This window comes from Saccharibacter floricola DSM 15669 (assembly GCF_000378165.1).
Taxonomy (GTDB): Bacteria; Pseudomonadota; Alphaproteobacteria; order Acetobacterales; family Acetobacteraceae; genus Saccharibacter; species Saccharibacter floricola.
Map to the genome: position 1 here is coordinate 230,523 of NZ_KB899334.1, position 17,949 is coordinate 248,471.

Annotated in this window: 13 protein-coding genes and 1 riboswitch; of the genes, 3 read left to right on the forward strand and 10 right to left on the reverse strand. The window is 51.6% G+C overall.

Annotated elements, in window-relative coordinates; all coding sequences use genetic code 11:
* Positions 1–580: 580 nt before the first annotated feature.
* Positions 581–2,347 carry a DEAD/DEAH box helicase gene (locus F457_RS0102950; protein WP_083912695.1) on the forward strand — a complete coding sequence of 589 codons (1,767 nt, stop codon included), beginning with the start codon at positions 581–583 and terminating at the stop codon, positions 2,345–2,347.
* Positions 2,347–3,645 carry a class I SAM-dependent RNA methyltransferase gene (locus F457_RS0102955; protein ID WP_018979643.1) on the forward strand — a complete coding sequence of 433 codons (1,299 nt, stop codon included), beginning with the start codon at positions 2,347–2,349 and terminating at the stop codon, positions 3,643–3,645. Before F457_RS0102950 ends, F457_RS0102955 begins: the two co-directional genes overlap by 1 nt.
* A 30-nt stretch (positions 3,646–3,675) precedes the next feature.
* Here F457_RS0102955 and F457_RS0102960 read toward each other — a convergent pair whose 3' ends face one another.
* The 8 genes from F457_RS0102960 to F457_RS0102995 all read right to left on the reverse strand — a co-directional run bounded on the left by F457_RS0102960 (position 3,676) and on the right by F457_RS0102995 (position 11,084).
* A complete protein-coding gene (locus F457_RS0102960) occupies positions 3,676–4,032 on the reverse strand; it encodes a HesB/IscA family protein (protein ID WP_018979644.1) in 357 nt (118 codons plus the stop codon).
* A 20-nt stretch (positions 4,033–4,052) separates the two neighbouring features.
* Positions 4,053–4,487, reverse strand: a complete 435-nt coding sequence (locus tag F457_RS11995; RefSeq protein WP_018979645.1) for an SUF system Fe-S cluster assembly protein — start codon at positions 4,485–4,487, stop codon at positions 4,053–4,055.
* 7 nt (positions 4,488–4,494) lie between these two features.
* A complete protein-coding gene (locus tag F457_RS0102970) occupies positions 4,495–5,706 on the reverse strand; it encodes a cysteine desulfurase (RefSeq protein ID WP_018979646.1) in 1,212 nt (403 codons plus the stop codon).
* Positions 5,699–6,901: a Fe-S cluster assembly protein SufD gene (gene sufD / locus F457_RS0102975; protein ID WP_018979647.1), complete on the reverse strand. Its 1,203-nt coding sequence runs from the start codon at positions 6,899–6,901 to the stop codon at positions 5,699–5,701. The genes F457_RS0102970 and sufD overlap by 8 nt, the downstream gene beginning before the upstream one ends.
* A complete protein-coding gene (sufC, locus tag F457_RS0102980) occupies positions 6,898–7,668 on the reverse strand; it encodes a Fe-S cluster assembly ATPase SufC (protein WP_018979648.1) in 771 nt (256 codons plus the stop codon). The genes sufD and sufC overlap by 4 nt, the downstream gene beginning before the upstream one ends.
* Before the next feature lie 4 nt (positions 7,669–7,672).
* Positions 7,673–9,157 carry a Fe-S cluster assembly protein SufB gene (gene sufB / locus F457_RS0102985; protein ID WP_018979649.1) on the reverse strand — a complete coding sequence of 495 codons (1,485 nt, stop codon included), beginning with the start codon at positions 9,155–9,157 and terminating at the stop codon, positions 7,673–7,675.
* Between the two features lie 12 nt (positions 9,158–9,169).
* Complete coding sequence (locus F457_RS12000; RefSeq protein WP_083912696.1) at positions 9,170–9,640, reverse strand: SUF system Fe-S cluster assembly regulator; 471 nt, start codon at positions 9,638–9,640, stop codon at positions 9,170–9,172.
* 169 nt (positions 9,641–9,809) lie between these two features.
* A complete protein-coding gene (locus F457_RS0102995; RefSeq protein ID WP_018979651.1) occupies positions 9,810–11,084 on the reverse strand; it encodes a DUF445 domain-containing protein in 1,275 nt (424 codons plus the stop codon).
* Between the two features lie 130 nt (positions 11,085–11,214).
* Between F457_RS0102995 and F457_RS0103000 the strand changes: the two genes are divergently transcribed.
* Entirely contained in the window at positions 11,215–13,998 is a 2,784-nt protein-coding gene (locus F457_RS0103000) for a phosphoenolpyruvate carboxylase (protein WP_018979652.1), read from the forward strand.
* A gap of 121 nt (positions 13,999–14,119) precedes the next feature.
* On the opposite strand, the gene F457_RS0103005 is transcribed toward F457_RS0103000, so the two are convergent.
* Together F457_RS0103005 and fusA are read right to left on the reverse strand one after the other, a co-directional pair.
* The gene (locus tag F457_RS0103005) at positions 14,120–15,454 is read right to left on the reverse strand and encodes a voltage-gated chloride channel family protein (protein WP_018979653.1); all 1,335 of its coding nucleotides are present in this window, start codon (positions 15,452–15,454) and stop codon (positions 14,120–14,122) included.
* A gap of 51 nt (positions 15,455–15,505) precedes the next feature.
* Positions 15,506–15,597: riboswitch (Fluoride riboswitch) on the reverse strand.
* 103 nt (positions 15,598–15,700) lie between these two features.
* Positions 15,701–17,806, reverse strand: coding sequence for an elongation factor G (gene fusA, locus F457_RS0103010; RefSeq protein WP_018979654.1), 2,106 nt, complete (start codon positions 17,804–17,806; stop codon positions 15,701–15,703).
* Between the last annotated feature and the right edge of the window lie 143 nt (positions 17,807–17,949).

Sequence of the window (17,949 nt, forward strand, 5' to 3'; positions counted from 1 at the left end):
CTGCGTTATTATGCCAATCCTTTAGAAGACATCTCTTGCCTTCTGGGGGAATTGGCGATAACGGAGACAGTATGGCTAGTAGGGTACCCTGAGAGTATCCTGATTAAATATGGCCATGATCCCAGTCTGTCTGGATTTTTCTAGATTGATAGAACCTTTACATTAGTGTTTCGAGAGTCATTTGAGCACCAAGACACCTTCCAGTTCGTCAGCCTCCTCTACCGGCACCCCTTCCCGTACGCGCAAGACTCCTTCCCGCGCAAAGACTGTGCGTAAGCGCACAAACAAGACCGAGGAAGCGGTCACTGACGACTCGGCACTGGAGGCAGGCACGGCCAAAGCTCCCCGCAAGACACCGACACGTCGTCGTAATGTCAAAGCGGAAACACCCTCTGAGGCTGTAAGCACAGAGGCAGAGGGCGAATCTGCGCCTAAGAAGAAAACAACAACACGCAAAAAAAGCACAACAAAAGCGGCAGAGAGCGCTGCCTCAAAGAAGACGACACGCACGCGGCGTACCAAAAACACAGAGGCGGATGCTCAGGCCAATGATGCCGATTCTCCTCAAACATCTAAACAAATGGACAAAGCACCGCCTAAGCCAAGAGGCCGTCCTAGAAAAACGGCCGCTAAAGACATAACGAATGTTGAGACCGTAGAAGCGTCAGCTGAGGAAGCTCCTAAGCCACGCCGTCGCACAACGACACGTAAGAAAGCTGCTGAAAAAGCGGAAGACACACGGCCTCTTACGACACCGACAGCTGACGAAGCGCACACGGACGCCCCGCAAGACGATGAACCTCCTCAAAAACCGGCTCGACGGAAGCGGACGACACGTGCCTCTTCTAGGAAAAAGGCCAATCAGCCAGAACAAGCCGTAGAGGATACTTCCTCCGACGCTGAAGAGGCTGCTCCTGTAGCCCAAGCCCCTTCGCCAAAAGACGAAAAGACCCCTCTCTTTTCAGACCTTGCTCTTTCAGCCCCGTTGCTGCGCGCTGTAGAGGAAATGGGCTATACGCACCCTACGCCTATTCAAGCGCAAGCAATTCCGGACATTCTTGCAGGCCATGATGTTCTGGGCGTTGCTCAGACAGGGACAGGAAAGACGGCCTCGTTTACCCTTCCCCTTCTGGAAAAGCTCTCAAAATCGCGCGCCCGCGCCCGCATGCCACGTTCGCTCATTTTAGAGCCTACACGTGAGCTGGCTCTTCAAGTTGCTGAAAACTTCGAGCGCTACGGCAAACATTTGCGCCTTACCCATGCCCTCCTCATTGGCGGAGGGAACATGAATGAGCAGCGTGAGCTTCTTAACCGTGGGGTTGATGTGCTCATCGCGACGCCAGGACGTTTGCTTGATCTGTTTAACCGTGGCGGCTTACTGCTTACAAAAACAGATATGCTTGTTATTGATGAAGCCGACCGTATGCTTGATATGGGTTTTATTCCCGACATTGAGCGTATTGTTAGCTTACTGCCACAACGCCGCCAGACACTCTTTTTCTCTGCAACTATGGCACCAGAAATTCGTCGTCTGACGGAAGCCTTCTTGTCATCGCCGCGTGAAATTACCATCGCACGTCAATCATCTGTCGCCAGCACCATTATTGAACGCGTCTTCTTGGTTGAGAAGAGCGACAAACAAAAAGCACTACGTACGTTAATACGCACAGAAGATGTGCAAAATGCGATCATTTTCTGTAACCGCAAGCGCGACGTTGATACCCTAAACGCCTATCTCTCACGGAAGGGCTTTGCTGTTGGTCATTTGCATGGTGACCTCACACAATCTCTACGCTTTGAAACGCTGGAACGTTTCCGTTCCGGCGAACTGAAGCTTCTTGTATGCTCTGATATTGCAGCGCGCGGCATTGATATCGGCGGGCTATCGCATGTCTTTAACTATGACCTTCCGTTTAATGCAGAAGATTATGTGCACCGAATTGGTCGCACGGGTCGCGCAGGCAAGGAAGGGCATGCTTTTACGCTCGTAACCCCATCCGAGGATGAAAACCTGCTTGATGCGGTCGAGGCCCTCACCAAGAAGAAGATCAAACATGGGATGATTGAAGGTTTCCCTGTCCTTGATTGGTCTCAAAATTTCAAGGATTTCGCGTCAGACACCGCTTCAGCGAAAAAGAAATCCTCTCACGAATCACACCCCAAGCAGCGCAAAAACAAAGCGCCTCGCGATGATGTGCGCCCTTCCCGGGCTCGTGGGAAAGGTGCTTCTCCTAAAGGGCTTCTGCCACCTGTCCCAGAAAAAGGCGGTGTCCAAGAAGGGTTTGGCGAGTATGTGCCGGCCTTTATGCATATCGCTTGCCGCCCTACACCGCGTAACAACGATTAATGATCGCTACCTCTTCTCAGCAGCATCTCCAGATTGAACAGCTTGGTCATTCTGGGGACGGTCTTCTCCGTCACGAAGGGCAGGTTTTCTATATTCCAGGCACCCTTCCTGGAGAGACGGTGCATGTCCGCTTTAACGGCTCGCAATGTGATCTTTTGGCACGTGAGAGCGATTCGTCCGACCGCGTTACGCCCGTATGCGCCCTTGCGGAACCATGCGGAGGCTGCACACTACAGCACATGGCGCTTCCGGCCTTATTAGACTGGAAGATGTCACGCGTACGAAACGCGCTTCAAGCGGCAGGATACGACTCCTTACCCACACCAACATCTTTCCAGACACCGTCCCATTCCCGTCAACGCCTTGATGCCGCGTTGCAACGGGTCGATGGCGGTGTAGTGCTCGGGCTACATCAGCGCGGGGGCGATCCGGTCGATATGACGGAATGCGCCCTTATTCATCCACGTTTAATGGCTCTTCTGACACCATTGCGAGAGGTTTTATCAGGTCTAGGCGCCCTAACAGGGCGCGGAGGGATCGCGATCAACCTTCTTGAGAGCGGCCCAGATATAACGCTTGAAACACCGTCTCCCCTCTCGAGTTCAGACCGCCGTAAGTTAGCGGACTTTGCCCGTGCTCACGCCATCCCGCGCATTACGTGGCGTGCCGCTCCCGGTAAAGAGATGGAAACGGTTGTGCAATGGGGGCCTGTTTTCCACTCCTTTGCTGGCGTTAAGGTCGCCCCTCCTCCCGCAACCTTTTTACAGGCCACACGTGAAGCCGAACAAAGCATTGTGGATGCTGTGCTTCGTGCCCTTCCCTCTCTCAACCGTAAAGATCGCCTTGTCGAGCTTTACGCCGGTTGTGGGACACTTACCTTCCCGTTAGCCCAAAAAGGGCACGTTAAAGCCTACGAAGGCAGTGCTGAGGCGATAGCGGCTTTACGCAAAGCCACTCACGGGACGCGTGCAGAGGGAGACGTGCGTGACCTCAACCGTCAACCGCTACTCCCCCATGATTTGAAAAACGCACGTGTTGTCATCCTTGACCCACCTTATAGTGGAGCAGGAAAACAGCTTGCGCCTTTAGCGCGTTCTGACGTGAAAGATATTGTATATATCAGCTGCAACCCAGCAGCACTCACCAAAGATCTTGCACCGTTACACGAGGCTGGTTTTCAGCTTATCGACTGGCACGTTGTCGATCAGTTCTTATGGTCGAGCGATGTTGAAACGGTTATTACGCTCTCGCGTGATGCAAAGCGTCTTAAAAAGATCGAAAAAAAGCGGAGAGGCTAACCCCCTCCGCTTTTTAGCTCCCAATGCGATTTAGATGTGGAAGCTTTCTCCACAGCCACACCGGCCTTTTTCATTCGGATTAGTAAAAGTAAAGCCCGATTCGAGGTCTTTCACCTCGTAATCCATAACCGTTCCTATCAAAAAGAGAGTGGCCTTCTGGTCAACCAACAGAGTGAGATCATGATCCTGCACATGCTCATCTCCTTTTTGCGGCTGATCGACAAAATCCATCTCGTAAGAAAGCCCCGAACAGCCTCGCCTACCCACGCTGATACGGAGAGTTTTTCCCTGTTGCGCTCCAGCATACAGAGCACGCAGACGCTCTGCCGCCCGCTCTGTCATACTCAGCAAAGGTGGCAACGCTTTCTTTGGGGATGTTTCAGTCATCTCTGTTTCCCCTTTCTCCGTTAGAACATATTGAGCGCTAAACGCGCATTATCACTCATACGGCTCATATCCCACGGTGGATCCCATACAACATCCACCTTCACCTTCTTAACCGTTGCGACCGACAGCACCGCATAACGAATCATCTGAGGAAGCTCTTGGGCACTGGGGCAATTCGGCGCCGTAAGCGACATTTCAATATGCACGCGACCATCATCATGAAGGTCAATCGCGTAGATCAAACCCAGCTCGTACACATTGACGGGAATTTCCGGATCATACACCGTCTCAATCGCCGCGATGACCTCTTCCTGTGTTGGCGGAGCGTCAACGGGCGGGGGTACAAGCTGCTCATACCCATCAGGAAAAGGCTCGGGCACACCGGTTTTTTGGGTATCACGCTCATCTTCTAAAGATGAGCCATTACCATTGTCATGAACATTGGAATTCGTCATCTTTCCCTCACGTGAGTAGTCCGTGTGCACGTTCAAGCCCTTCTACGAGTGCATCAATCTCGCTCAGACTTGTATATAAACCAAAACTCGCACGCGTTGTGGCATGCAATCCTAAACGCGTTAATAGCGGTTCTGCGCAATGTTGCCCAGCCCGTACAGCAATTCCTTGCTTGTCCAACAGCACAGCTAGGTCATGTGGATGAGCACCCTCCATCACAAATGAGAGCACTCCCCCTCTTTTAGCTGGGTTACCCAGAATACGCATGCCTTTAAGAGAAGACAGACGCTCCGTCCCATAAGCCAGCAGCTCTTTTTCATGAGCCTCTATCTGAGAATGGCCAATTTCTTCCACGAAGCGAAGTGCCGCTCCCAAACCGATCACTTCCAAAATAGGCGGCGTTCCTGCTTCAAAACGGTGCGGTACATCAGCCCAACTCACCGCATCAAATGAAACAGAACGGATCATCTCGCCTCCCCCCATAAAAGGTGGAAGCTCTTCAAGCAGAGCGGCACGTCCCCATACAGCACCAACACCGGTTGGCCCGTAAAGCTTGTGCCCCGTAAAGACGATAAAGTCTGCACCAATCTCCTGCACATCAAGCTTTTGATGCACAATGGACTGTGAGGCATCAAAGATGATCTTTGCCCCGTAATGATGCGCGCGCTCCGCTAGATGCTTCGCCGGTGTGATCGTCCCCAACACATTGGACATGTGAGTGATAGACACCAACGCCACTTTTCCATCAGACAAAAGCGCTTCATAAGCATCTAGGTCGAGATCACCGTCATCTTTAATTGGAACAATCCGCAGCTCAACCCCTGTTCTCTCACGCAACATCAGCCAAGGCACAATATTAGCGTGATGCTCCAGCTCTGAAAGAATAATCGCTTGCCCCGGTTTAACGCGCTCACCCAATGTATGGGCTAAAAAGTTAAAGCCTTCAGTGCTGTTTTTCGTGAAAAAAACTTCCTGTGCATTGGGGGCATTAATAAAACGCGCAACGTCCTGACGCACCGCTTCATAGGCTACTGTTGTCCGTTCACTCATCGCATGAAGGCCACGATGAATGTTCGCATAACAATGGCGTGCCGCTTCACTCATCGCATCTATAACAGCGTTGGGCTTCTGTGCAGAAGCCGCACTATCAAGATACACAAGCGGACGCCCATGCACCTTTTCAGATAAAATAGGGAAGCAAGCACGCACATTATTATTCATGACCAGGGAAGCTCCTTAACAGATAGGTTTGCAGGCCCTCATCATCCAGCATTTCTACAGCTTCTCGTAAGAAGGCATTAATCAGCAAGATGCGTGCTTGCTCTTCTGGAATACCGCGAGAACGCAAGTAGAACAGCTGCTCTTCATCAAGCGCACCAACCGTAGCACCGTGGCTGCATTTGACATCATCAGCATAAATCTCAAGCTCAGGCTTGCTGTTAATCTGCGCTTTTTCAGAAAGAAGAAGCGCCTGATTCATCTGATAACCGTCCGTCTTCTGCGCGATTTGGTCGACCAGAATCTTCCCCTGGAAGACACCCTGTGCCGCATCAGACAGAACGCTCCGCACCGTTTGGCGTGACGTACAGTCAGGAGCTGCATGATGAATAAGAGACGTCAAATCATTCAGCCGCGCTCCATCGACGAGCTGAACAGCATTCACTGTACTGTTAGCATGCGGGCCTTGTAAGGTGCTGACCACCTCATGACGGGCTAATGCTCCCCCCTGATTGAGGGTAAAGCTGTTATAATTCCCGTGCTCTTCACTATGAGCAGACACGATACCAAGATGGAACGCTTCCTTGCTTTCCGCCTGCCGCTTCACATGCCGGAAATGGGCTCCCTTGGCACAGCGTACGTCAAAGAGCGGATTCGCAAGGTAACGTCCCTCACCTCCCTGCACATCAAGCAATGTCAGAGAAGCCCCCTCTTCCAGCACAATGCTGTGATGAAGATGCACGGAGACATCTTGTCCATCACAAACACTCGCCAGCACAACCAAACCGCCATCAACACCAGCCGGCACACGCAGATGCAGCCCATCTTGACGAAGCGCACCATTGAGCTGTGCGGAGAAGCGGCCTTTCAGCGCTGCATCCTCAGAAGGTACATGTCCATCAAGCTTCTCCCGCATCACCGACGCAGGAAGTTTGGTATAATCGGTATCTTCATACCCATTACCAAAAACCACGCAACCATCTGCTTCAGGCAAGGCTAAAGGCTTGAGCAAGGCCGTCAATCGCGCTGAAGAAAGCCGTTCTGGCGTGCGCCAAGCCACCCCATTTAAGGGCTGAAGAGACGTATAATGCCAAGCTTCTACACGGCGTGTGGGTAGCTCTTGCGTACCCAACAACGCCGCCCGTGTTCCGGCCCGTTCTGTAAAGGCCGTCCACGCTTTCTGTGTCGTTTCACTCACGCTGCTGCCTCAAGAAACTGCTTATAGCCGTCTTTTTCCAGCTGTTTAGCCACTTCCGGCCCACCGCTATGGATGATCCGCCCATTTGCCATCACGTGCACACGGTCAGGCACGATATAGTCCAGCAAACGCTGATGATGGGTAATCACCAAGGAAGAGAAGTCTGGACTGCGCAGAGAATTGACCCCATCTGCGACAATGCGCAGTGCGTCAATATCAAGCCCGCTATCTGTCTCATCCAAGATCGCTAAGGATGGCTTCAACAGACGCATCTGCAAGACCTCATTGCGTTTCTTTTCACCGCCTGAGAACCCGACATTGACCGCACGCTTCAGCATCTCTGAAGACATGGACAAGCGTGCTGTCTCTTCACGCGTTAGCTTTAAGAAAGCAACGGCGTCCAGCTCCTCTTCCCCACGAGCCCGGCGAACGGCATTCACCGCTGTGCGCAAAAAGTTCGCGTTATTGACACCAGGAAGCTCAACCGGCGCCTGAAAGGCTAGAAAAATACCCAGCGCTGCACGCTCTTCTGGCTCCAGCTCAAGGAGGTTCTGTCCCTTAAAGGAGACATCACCAGCGGTCACCTCATAGTCCTCACGCCCAGCGAGGGTGTAAGAAAGTGTCGATTTCCCAGAGCCATTCGGCCCCATAATGGCGTGAACTTCCCCTTTCGGAACGGAGAGATCAACACCTTTGAGAATTTCCTTTTCTGTGCCATCCGCATCAATCTGCGCTTTTAGGCCCTTGATCGTTAGAAAATCGCTCATTGTTTTAACCCACACTTCCTTCAAGGCTAATCTGAAGTAATTTTTGCGCTTCGACGGCAAACTCCATCGGGAGCTCTTTCAACACTTCTCGGCAGAAGCCATTCACAATTAAACCGACCGCTTCCTCTTCCGAAAATCCACGTGATCGGCAATAAAAGAGCTGGTCTTCAGAGATTTTCGAGGTTGTCGCTTCATGCTCAACCCGCGCTGTCATATTCCGGCTTTCAATATAGGGCACTGTATGCGCGCCACATTGATCCCCAATGAGCAAACTATCGCACTGCGTAAAGTTTCGCCCATTACGTGCCTTTGGTTGCATCCGCACAAGGCCGCGATACGTGCTATCAGACTTTCCAGCTGAAATCGTCTTCGCTATAATCGTTGACCGCGTATCAGGCGCCAGATGGATCATCTTCGTCCCAGTATCAGCCTGCTGATGACGGTTCGTCACGGCAACGGAGTAGAACTCCCCAACAGAGCCTTTTCCAGCCAAAATGCAGGATGGGTATTTCCACGTAATCGCAGACCCAGTTTCAACCTGCGTCCAAGAAATACGAGCTCGGTCACCTTTGCAGATGCCACGCTTGGTCACGAAGTTATAGATACCGCCCTTCCCCTCATCATCACCGGGGTACCAGTTCTGGACGGTTGAATATTTGATGGACGCATCCTCCATCGCCACAAGCTCCACCACGGCAGCATGAAGCTGATTTTCATCGCGTTGAGGTGCTGTGCATCCTTCAAGATAGGACACAGTAGCGCGGTCTTCAGCAATAATCAGCGTACGTTCAAACTGCCCCGTATTACGCGCATTAATGCGGAAATAGGTGGAAAGCTCCATCGGGCACCGCACGCCCTTAGGAACATAGACAAAGGAACCATCGGTAAAGACAGCTGAGTTCAATGCCGTGAAGAAATTATCATTCTGCGGAACCACTGTTCCGAGATAACGCTGCACGAGTTCGGGATGCTCGCGGATTGCTTCCGAAATCGGGCAGAAAATCACGCCTGCTTCAGCGAGTTTTTCACGGAATGTCGTCGCGACAGACACGCTATCAAACACCGCATCCACGGCAACAGGAGCGCGCGCTTCATCCGCACCTTCTACGCCTGCAAGCAATTCCTGCTCATGCAAAGGGATACCAAGCTTTTCGTAAGTCCTTAAAAGCTCAGGATCAACCTCATCAAGGCTTTTGGGGCCGGGCTTCTTCTTCGGCTGTGCGAAATAATGTGCGTCCTGATAGTCAATGTCAGGATAGTTGACCTTAGACCAACGCGGCTCTTCCATTTTCTCCCACGAGCGAAACGCCTTTAAACGCCATTGCAGCATCCATTCAGGCTCTTCCTTGCGAGCAGAAATGAGACGAACGATATCTTCGTTCAGCCCTTTCGGCGCGATGTCCATCTCAACATCTGTCTCAAAGCCCCACTCATAGCCTGAGTTTGCAAGCTTTTCGACAGTTTCACGGGTTTCCGATACAGCCGGCATAGTTTCCCCCTCTTAGCCAGAAACCACGATCTCTTCGGGTCTGGTTTGTTCTTTGTCTGCCGAACAGGTTGCCATTTTCTTACACGGCCCTGGCGCTGCCATATCCGCTAAGGTGATACTCTCTAACGCTTGGCAGATGGCTTGATTGACCATGTCCCACTGTCCAGATAATCCGCACGTGTCTCCGTGTCCGCATTCGCGTCCATCACAGCATGCTGTCACGGCGATTGGGCCATCAACACTTCGGATGACACGCGCAACGGAAATATCAGCAAGCGTTTCCGCTAAACGATACCCTCCCCGAGCCCCACGGTAGGACACGACAAGTTTCCCTGCAGCAAGTCCTTTGAGAATTTTTGCTACGGTTGGCTCAGGCACGCCTGTTTCTTGGGCAAGCGTTGTTGCTGTTGCAAGCTCCCCTCTTTGCCCTAAACGGACGAGGATAACCGTTGCGTAATCCGCTAACTTGGACAGTCTTAACACGATAGAAAACCCAGAACCTGTGAAAACGTATTTCAGACCTATACAGTCCACATTAATTCGAGATGGCCCATATGGTTGCTTAGGTCAAGGTATTTGTAAAAATTTATCCGCTAAAAAGCTCTATCGTCATAAAATATAACAGAATGTTAATGGGCTGTCTTCTTCATTCTTATAGTCTCGCCACCAGACCAAGAACAGCCTCTAATAGTCCTCCTACTAGAAACCCTACAACGGTTCCATTGATACGAATATAAGCAAGGTCTTTGCCTACTCCACGCTCCAAACGTGCTGCTAAACTGGGGCCATCCCATTTTTCCATCACGCGCGCGATCAAAGCTGCGACCTCTTGGCGAATGCCCGCAATCATATGCACAGCACTTCTGCTCACAATATGATTTATTTTCGCTGAAAACTCTTTATCCTCGCTCAGCATATCAACCACATGGTCAAGCAAAGCCTGAGAGACTTGGGCACTCCATCCATCAGATCGTTGGCTATCGTCCTCTGTCACTATACGTAAACGCCGCCAAAGACTTCCCCACCATTCCTTAACAGCATCATGCCCAAGGAAGTCTGAAATATGTTCCATGATTCGTGTAAGCTGAGCTGGATCCTTCTCTAGCTGATCAATTTTCTCATTAACCCATGTGGTAAAACCATGTCGGACGTCAGAATCCATCGGATCGACACGCTCTAATTCCACCTTCAGCGCATTAAGCGCTTGAGACGCTACACGCCCCCCGATCGCCCAACCAACAAAACGTCCGCCCTGCTCTCTCACCCGCTCTTCTACAAAACGATGGAACTCAGGCTCATGTTGAACGACCAACTCTTTAAACTGAGAAAGGAAAAAAGAAAAAACCTCTTGATGAACATCAACATTCACCATCGCCCGCAAAACCCGTGCGACAAGCGGTGCAACGTCACGCCCATGAAGCAAGACAGGCAAAAGACGCCCTGCCAAGGCCGATCCACGTCCATCTTCCAAACGCTCCAAAAGGCCGGGAGCAATCCGCCGCATATTATCAACAACAGCATCGCGTGTTGTTGGGTTTTGGAGCGTTTTAACAAGAGCTTTTGAACAATCAAAACGTTCCAGCAACGCTGTTAAATCATGCTCTGTAAAAAAATGCTCCGCTACAAAGCGCCCCATAGCTTGGCCGAGCTGCTTCTTCCGACGCGGTAAAATCGCCGTATGAGGGATCGGCAATCCCATAGGGTGCCGAAAAAGTGCCGTAACAGCGAACCAATCAGCTAACCCTCCAACAACACCCGCACGCGCTCCTGCCTGTATCATATCCAATACGACACTATGAGCATAAAGACGCTCCCAAATAGGCAAGCTACTTCCAACAGCAAGCCCTCCCATCCCGACTAAAAGCACCGTCGCTACTGTGCCTGGTCGTGACAACTTACTTTGTTCCGCGGCGTGTGCTTCCGACATCCTTTGTCCTTTTATGCTCTTTTTCTTTTATAACATGCTCTTGAATGCACAGGAATGGTTGCTTTCAATGGGGGATCGTGGAACATTCTACTCCTATTTCCTGTCTTGAAAAACAACGAGATCAATCCCCATGACTGACCGCGCCGCCCTCTCTGATGGTGCTCCCTCTGAGCTGATTGATGCGTTAAGTGCTGGTTTGGCCGATACGCATCATGATCTGCCTGACATGATTACGTCGCTTGCTGACCAAAGCAGCTCGGATAAGGGTATTGATACTCTTGAAAAAATAGTCCGTCAGCTGCGTGATCGTAACTTTGGAACCCGCGCGGATGCGTTGCGCCGTTATATCGGGCTGGACAGCCACCCTGCCCCGCACGAACGGCTTACCCAAGTGGCTCAAACCTTGGTTGCTCGGGCGGACTCTCCTGAAAGCCTTAATACGGCAGGAATCGCAGCCGTTTTTACGGCCCACCCGACCTTTGCACTCGCTAATGAGGTCTACACACTTCTTGCTGAACGTGCGGAAAACCCCGAGCGCCATATTCCCGAGCTCGCCACCCATCGTCGTGCAGCACCCCCCACATTGGATGAAGAGCAAAGCCTCGCCCTCGCGGCGATCCAACGTGGTCGCGATGCGCTAGACGACCTCGCTTTAGAAATTTTCCGTGCAGCCCGTAAACGCTGGCCTGACGCTAAAAGTTTCACACCATCCCCGCTGCTGCTCGCAAGCTGGGTTGGTTTTGACACCGATGGCCGTAACGATATTGGCTGGTGGGATACCATCCGTATTCGTATAGGCCTTAAGCTCGCCCAGCTACAGCGCCTTTCAGATGGGCTAGCACGGCTTGGTCTCTCATCATCTACCCTGGGGCAGCGCGTCTCAGATGCGATCATCGCTACGAGCGAACAACGCGATGCCTGCCCGCGTTCACAGCCTGGCAGGCAGCCTGACCCTGAAGCGATCGCTACTTTCGCCCGTCAACTTATTGCACGCGAAGAGGCTGCGCTCCTCACGGCTAACGCATTACAGCCCCTCTTTGACGAGACCGCAGCTGAGTTAAGCCCGGAAAAAGCCGAACAGCTTGATGTCATCCGCACAGGTTTTATGACCCATGGGCTTGGTCTGTCCCATATCCACACACGCCTTAATGCGGCACAAATCTACAATGTGGCTCGCACACGTTTAGGCCTAACAGACGACCCGACCCTACCGTTCCACCGCCAAGCGCTTCTGTCGCATATTGATGCCGCGATGGATAACCTGACACCGCTCGCGGTTGATTTTGGTGCTCTTTTAGTCGAGCCCAGCGCAGCTGCACGTCTGATGATGACGATGGCGCAAATTCTGAAACATATTGATTCAGATACGCCAATCCGCTTCCTTATTGCCGAGACTGAAAGCGGCTATACCCTCCTCGCTACGCTGTGGTTGGCGCGCCTCTTTGGTATTAAAGACCATCAAATTGAGATTTCTCCCCTTTTTGAGACTGAAACGGCGCTCGAAAATGGAGAAATGATCCTTGAGGAAGCCTTCCGTTCCCCTCATTGGCGTCAGTATCTTCGTGCGAATGGCCGTTTATCCCTTCAGTTCGGCTATTCTGACTCCGGTCGTTATGTGGGACAAATTGCGGCGGCAAACTTGGTTGAGCGCTTGCGGATGCGCACCCTCGCGCAAATGAAAGAACACGGGCTGGACGATGTCGCTCTCACCATGTTCGATACACATGGGGAAAGCATTGGCCGTGGCGCCCATCCTTTCAGTCTCAAAGAGCGGCTGGACTATTTCTCCCCTCCTCATACGCGCCAAGCGCTGCGCGATGCGGGAATTCAGTATCGTGTTGAAGCGGCTTTCCAGGGTGGTGATGGCTATACGCTCTTTGGCACGGCAGCTCTAGCGACTTCAACCATCGCCTCTCTTGCAGAATGCTCCGCTTCTCAGCACGAGCCGATCAGCCCAGCAGAGCGTGATGACCCTCTCTATGACCGGCCTGACTTTGCGATGGACTTTTTCTCCACTCTCGCAATGAAAATGGGCGATCTGGTCAATGACCCGGGTTACACAGCATTACTCAGTGCTTTTGGCCCGGCCCTTATTGATAAGACAGGCTCTCGTCCATCGGCCCGTCAGTCTGACACCGCAACGGTTAATCGAATCACCCATCCAAGCCAAATCCGCGCTATTCCTAATAACGCGATTTTGCAACAACTTGGTTGGTGGGCCAATATTCTGCATGGCTTAGGAGGAGCTGCCCAACGTCATCCAAAGACCTTTGCACAATTCCGCGAAAAGTCACCGCGCTTCCGTCAGTTGATGGACTTCGCGCATCAAGCTCTTGCCCATTCAGACATTGATGTGCTGCGCGCAACGATCCATCAGCTTGATCCTGGAACATGGCTCAATCGTGCTGCGGATTGTCAGGATGCTGACCAACGGGCACATCTCCTCGCCATTGCAGAGGACTTAGAAGAACTTGAGTTCTGGAAGAGTGTTCCCGCTATGTTCCGTCGCATTCAACGTGAGCATATCGCTCTGCGTAGTGCATGGCCGGATGCGCCGACAATGGAAGGCGATGAAAAACTCCTTCACGTCATTCGTTTTGCCCTGATGGAACGTATCTGGCGCCTTGCCACCTATATTCCTTACTTCGGCCCTCGTGGGACCGTCACACGCGAAGCCATCACGACGTTGATCCTCTGCCTCGACGTGCCGCGCGCTCTTCGTCTCCTTGATGATTTATTCCCTATTAATGCACCAAGTATCGCTAATCTCGACTTCGGAGAACCGGGCGGTGCTGGGGTTGCTCAGGGCTTTGCTCGTGAGCATGAACAGATTTTCCGTCCACTCCAACGCAACTTTGATCTCCTCCGCGAAGTCGGTATTGCCATTATGCACGCCAACCGCGTTTTTGGGTGAAAACAACATTTTCCTTCCCATTGTTTCGAATGGGAAGGAAAATACCATAGCTCTTAAAAAGGCCGCCTCCACCATAGGAGCGCGGCCTTTTTGAAGAATATTTATAGTTCCTATGAACGTATTAGTCTGTCCATTTACCTAAACGTGCCTGACGGATCGTCACACCAGGCTTGAACATTTTCCGCCAAATCTTCGGCACGGCAATCCGTTGCGACACGTAAATTCCCGTATGACCGGAGGCAAGATACGCAATGATACAGCCTACTGCGTAGTAGATCACATTCGCACCACCAAACATCTCCACGGCCATAAAAGTACAAGCAATTGGCGTATTCGCAGCTCCAGCGAACACAGCAACGAAGCCAACCCCCGCCAACAAATCAACCGGAACACCTAAAAGAGGTGCAAGAGCATTCCCCAGACCTGACCCGATAAAAAAGAGCGGCGTGACCTCACCGCCTTTAAACCCGCATGACAAAGCAATGACCGTAAAAATAAGCTTTAAGAGCCAGCTCCACGCATAATGATGAGCACCAAAGAAATTTAGGATCGATGCACCGCCTGCTTCTGGGGCAACCATACCTAAACCAAGATAATCACGCGTACCCAAAGCCCAGACCAACATAATCGTGACAACACCACCAATTGCTGGACGCAACCAGCTTTGTGGGCAAAACTTCTTCACAATTGGGGAAAGGTACTGAACCCCTTCTGAAAAAGCCCGGCTCGCAAACCCAAAAGCAATAGCAGCGACACCCACTTTCACCAATAACAGAGCATTAACATGGAAAATGCGCCCATCAGCCCCTGTCAAACCATGAAAACCCATAGAATAGGCGGGATGATGAATACCCCATTGGTAACACACCCAGTCTGCCACAACAGAACAAATCGTTGCAGGCAATAAGGCGCTACAATCAAGACGCCCCAAAGTCAAAACTTCCAGTCCAAAGACAGCGCCAGCAATGGGCGTTCCAAAAACAGACCCAAACCCAGCAGCAATCCCCGCTGTGAGCAAAATGCGCGTATCGCGCTTATCCAAGCTGAACCAACGTGCGACCGCGCTCGCTAGGCTTCCCCCCATTTGAACGGCGGTTCCCTCTCGCCCAACCGAGGCTCCGAAGAGATGACTAATGATCGTTCCCAAAAAGACCAGCGGCGCCATACGCAAAGGCACACCGGCATCCGGCTCATGAATCTCATCAATAATGAGATTATTCCCCCCATCAGAGCGACCGCCCCAAAGGTAATAGGCCAACCCAACCGCGACCCCAGCGACGGGCAAAGCATAGAGAATAGCTGGATGGGTAAAGCGATACTGGGTCACAACCTCCAAAAGCCATAGGAACAGAGCACAAAAACTCCCTATCACCACAGCAAGCGGCAAGACCAAAAAACTCCAACGCACCAGTTGAAGAAACAACGAAAACATCTCTTTAAATGTTATTGATGGCATCAACAGACTCCCTTACCGATCACACCACGCATAATCTTACGTGCGTATGTCATATTGGCAGGAATCATCAGCCTTTCCCGGTTTCCCCGAGTGGCAGTTCGACCTTCATAAAAGTCAGGTGGCAATCCATCACCTATCTGCCATAGGAAAGACACGAAAAGGATATTTCTGTCAAGTATCTATCCCACCAACAAAAAACCCCCGCCTAAAAGCGAGGGTTTCTTGATCACATACGCTGTGAAAAGATTAGCGGCGGTCTGCCATAATCTCTTCCGCCACATTACGTGGCACTGGGTCGTAGTGATGGAACTGCATGGTGAAGGATGCACGCCCCTTCGTCGCAGAACGCAGATGAGAAATGTAACCGAACATTTCCTTCAGCGGCACCTGAGAACGAATAAGAACGGTAGATCCCATCACTTCCTGATTCTGGATGATACCGCGGCGACGGTTAAGGTCACCCACCACATCACCAACGTGATCGTTCGGTGTGGTAATTTCCACATCCATGATCGGTTCCAGAATAACTGGAGCAGCTTTCTTCATCCCTTCGCGGAAGCATGCCTTAGCAGCAATTTCGAAGGCGAGAGCAGAAGAGTCAACATCATGGTATTTACCGTCTTCCAGCGTGAACTTGAAGTCCACTGTCTCGAAGCCAGCCATCACACCGGTAGATGCCTGATTACGGATGCCCTTCTCAACAGCTGGGATGTATTCTTTAGGAACAGCACCACCAACAATCTTGTTTTCAAAAATGATCTGATCTTTTTCCTCTGAAGGTTCGAACTTAATCTTCACCTCAGCGAACTGACCGGAACCACCAGACTGCTTCTTATGAGTGTATGTCTCGGTATGAGCCTGCGTGATGGTCTCACGATAGGCCACCTGTGGAGCACCAATGTTTGCATCCACGTTATATTCACGACGCAGACGGTCAACAATAATGTCCAGATGTAGCTCACCCATCCCAGAAAGAATGGTCTGACCTGTCTCATGATCCGTGCGCAGCTGCAGAGAAGGATCTTCCGCCGTCAGCTTTTGCAGAGCCAGTGTCATCTTCTCAACAGCAGCCTTGGTGCGTGGCTCCACTGAGATGTCGATCACAGGCACTGGGAACTGCATACGCTCCAAGATCACCGGATCAGCCGGATCAGCCAGTGTATCACCTGTTGCCGTGTCTTTCAGACCCACGAAAGCAGCAATATCACCAGCACCGACAGACTTCACTTCTTGGCGCTTGTCAGCGTGCATCTGGAACATACGTCCAACACGCTCTTTCTTACCATTCGTCGTGTTCAGCACGGTATCACCCGTGTTCAACACACCACGATAGACGCGGACGAAGGTCAGTGTGCCGTATTTGTCAGAGATGATCTTAAAGGCAAGACCTGCAAACTTCCCTTCTGGCTCAACCGGAATGATTGGCAGGAAGTCTTCATCCACCTCTTCATCTTCAGGCGGTGCAATACGAATACCTTCAACTTCATCAGGAGCTGGTAGGTAGTCAATCACGGCGTCAAGAAGTGGCTGCACACCCTTGTTCTTAAAGGCCGTACCACACATGACAGGACGGAACTCACCAGAAATCGTGCCCTTCTTAATCGCACGCTTCAGGGTTGAGAGAGGCACTTCACCCTTCTCGAAATACTCTTCCATCGCTTCATTATCAGCAGCAAGAGCCGTATCAAGAAGATTTTGGTGTGCTTCCTCAGCTTTTTCCTTCAGGTCAGCTGGGATTTCTTCGTAATGGAAGTTCGCCCCGAGCTCGTCACCTTCCCAGACAATGGCGCGCATCTCAACGAGATCAACCACACCAACCATCTTATCTTCAGCACCAATTGGCAGCTGAAGCGGAATAGCGACGATATCCAGCTTCTCTTTCAACGTGCTGAACGCATAGTAGAAGTCAGCGCCTACACGGTCGAGCTTGTTGATGAAGATGATGCGCGGAACATTATAACGATCCGCCAAACGCCAGTTCGTTTCGGACTGAGGCTGAACACCTGCCACACCTTCAATCACGAAGATAGCACCATCAAGCACGCGCAGGGAGCGATTAACTTCAATGTTAAAGTCAATATGGCCTGGGGTGTCGATGATGTTGATGCGGTTGTCGTTCCACTCACAGGTCACGGCAGCGGAGGTAATCGTAATACCGCGCTCACGCTCCTGAGCCATATAGTCGGTCGTGGTGTTACCGTCATGCACTTCACCAATGCGGTGAGACATACCGGTATAATACAACATACGCTCAGTCGTCGTGGTTTTACCCGCATCAATATGCGCTGTAATACCAATGTTGCGAATCTTTGAGAGAGCGGACTTCGCGCTCTGGACGCTATCGTCGGTCACGGAAAACCTCCAAAATGCAAGGAAAGGTGTTCCAGTCTAACTGAAACACCTCATCAAACCCTGTTTTTCCTTAGGGTTCTATCTCTTTCTGGCAGGGTTCCCCCAGAAGAAGACGGCCCTGTGTTACGAGGGCCTCACCCGGC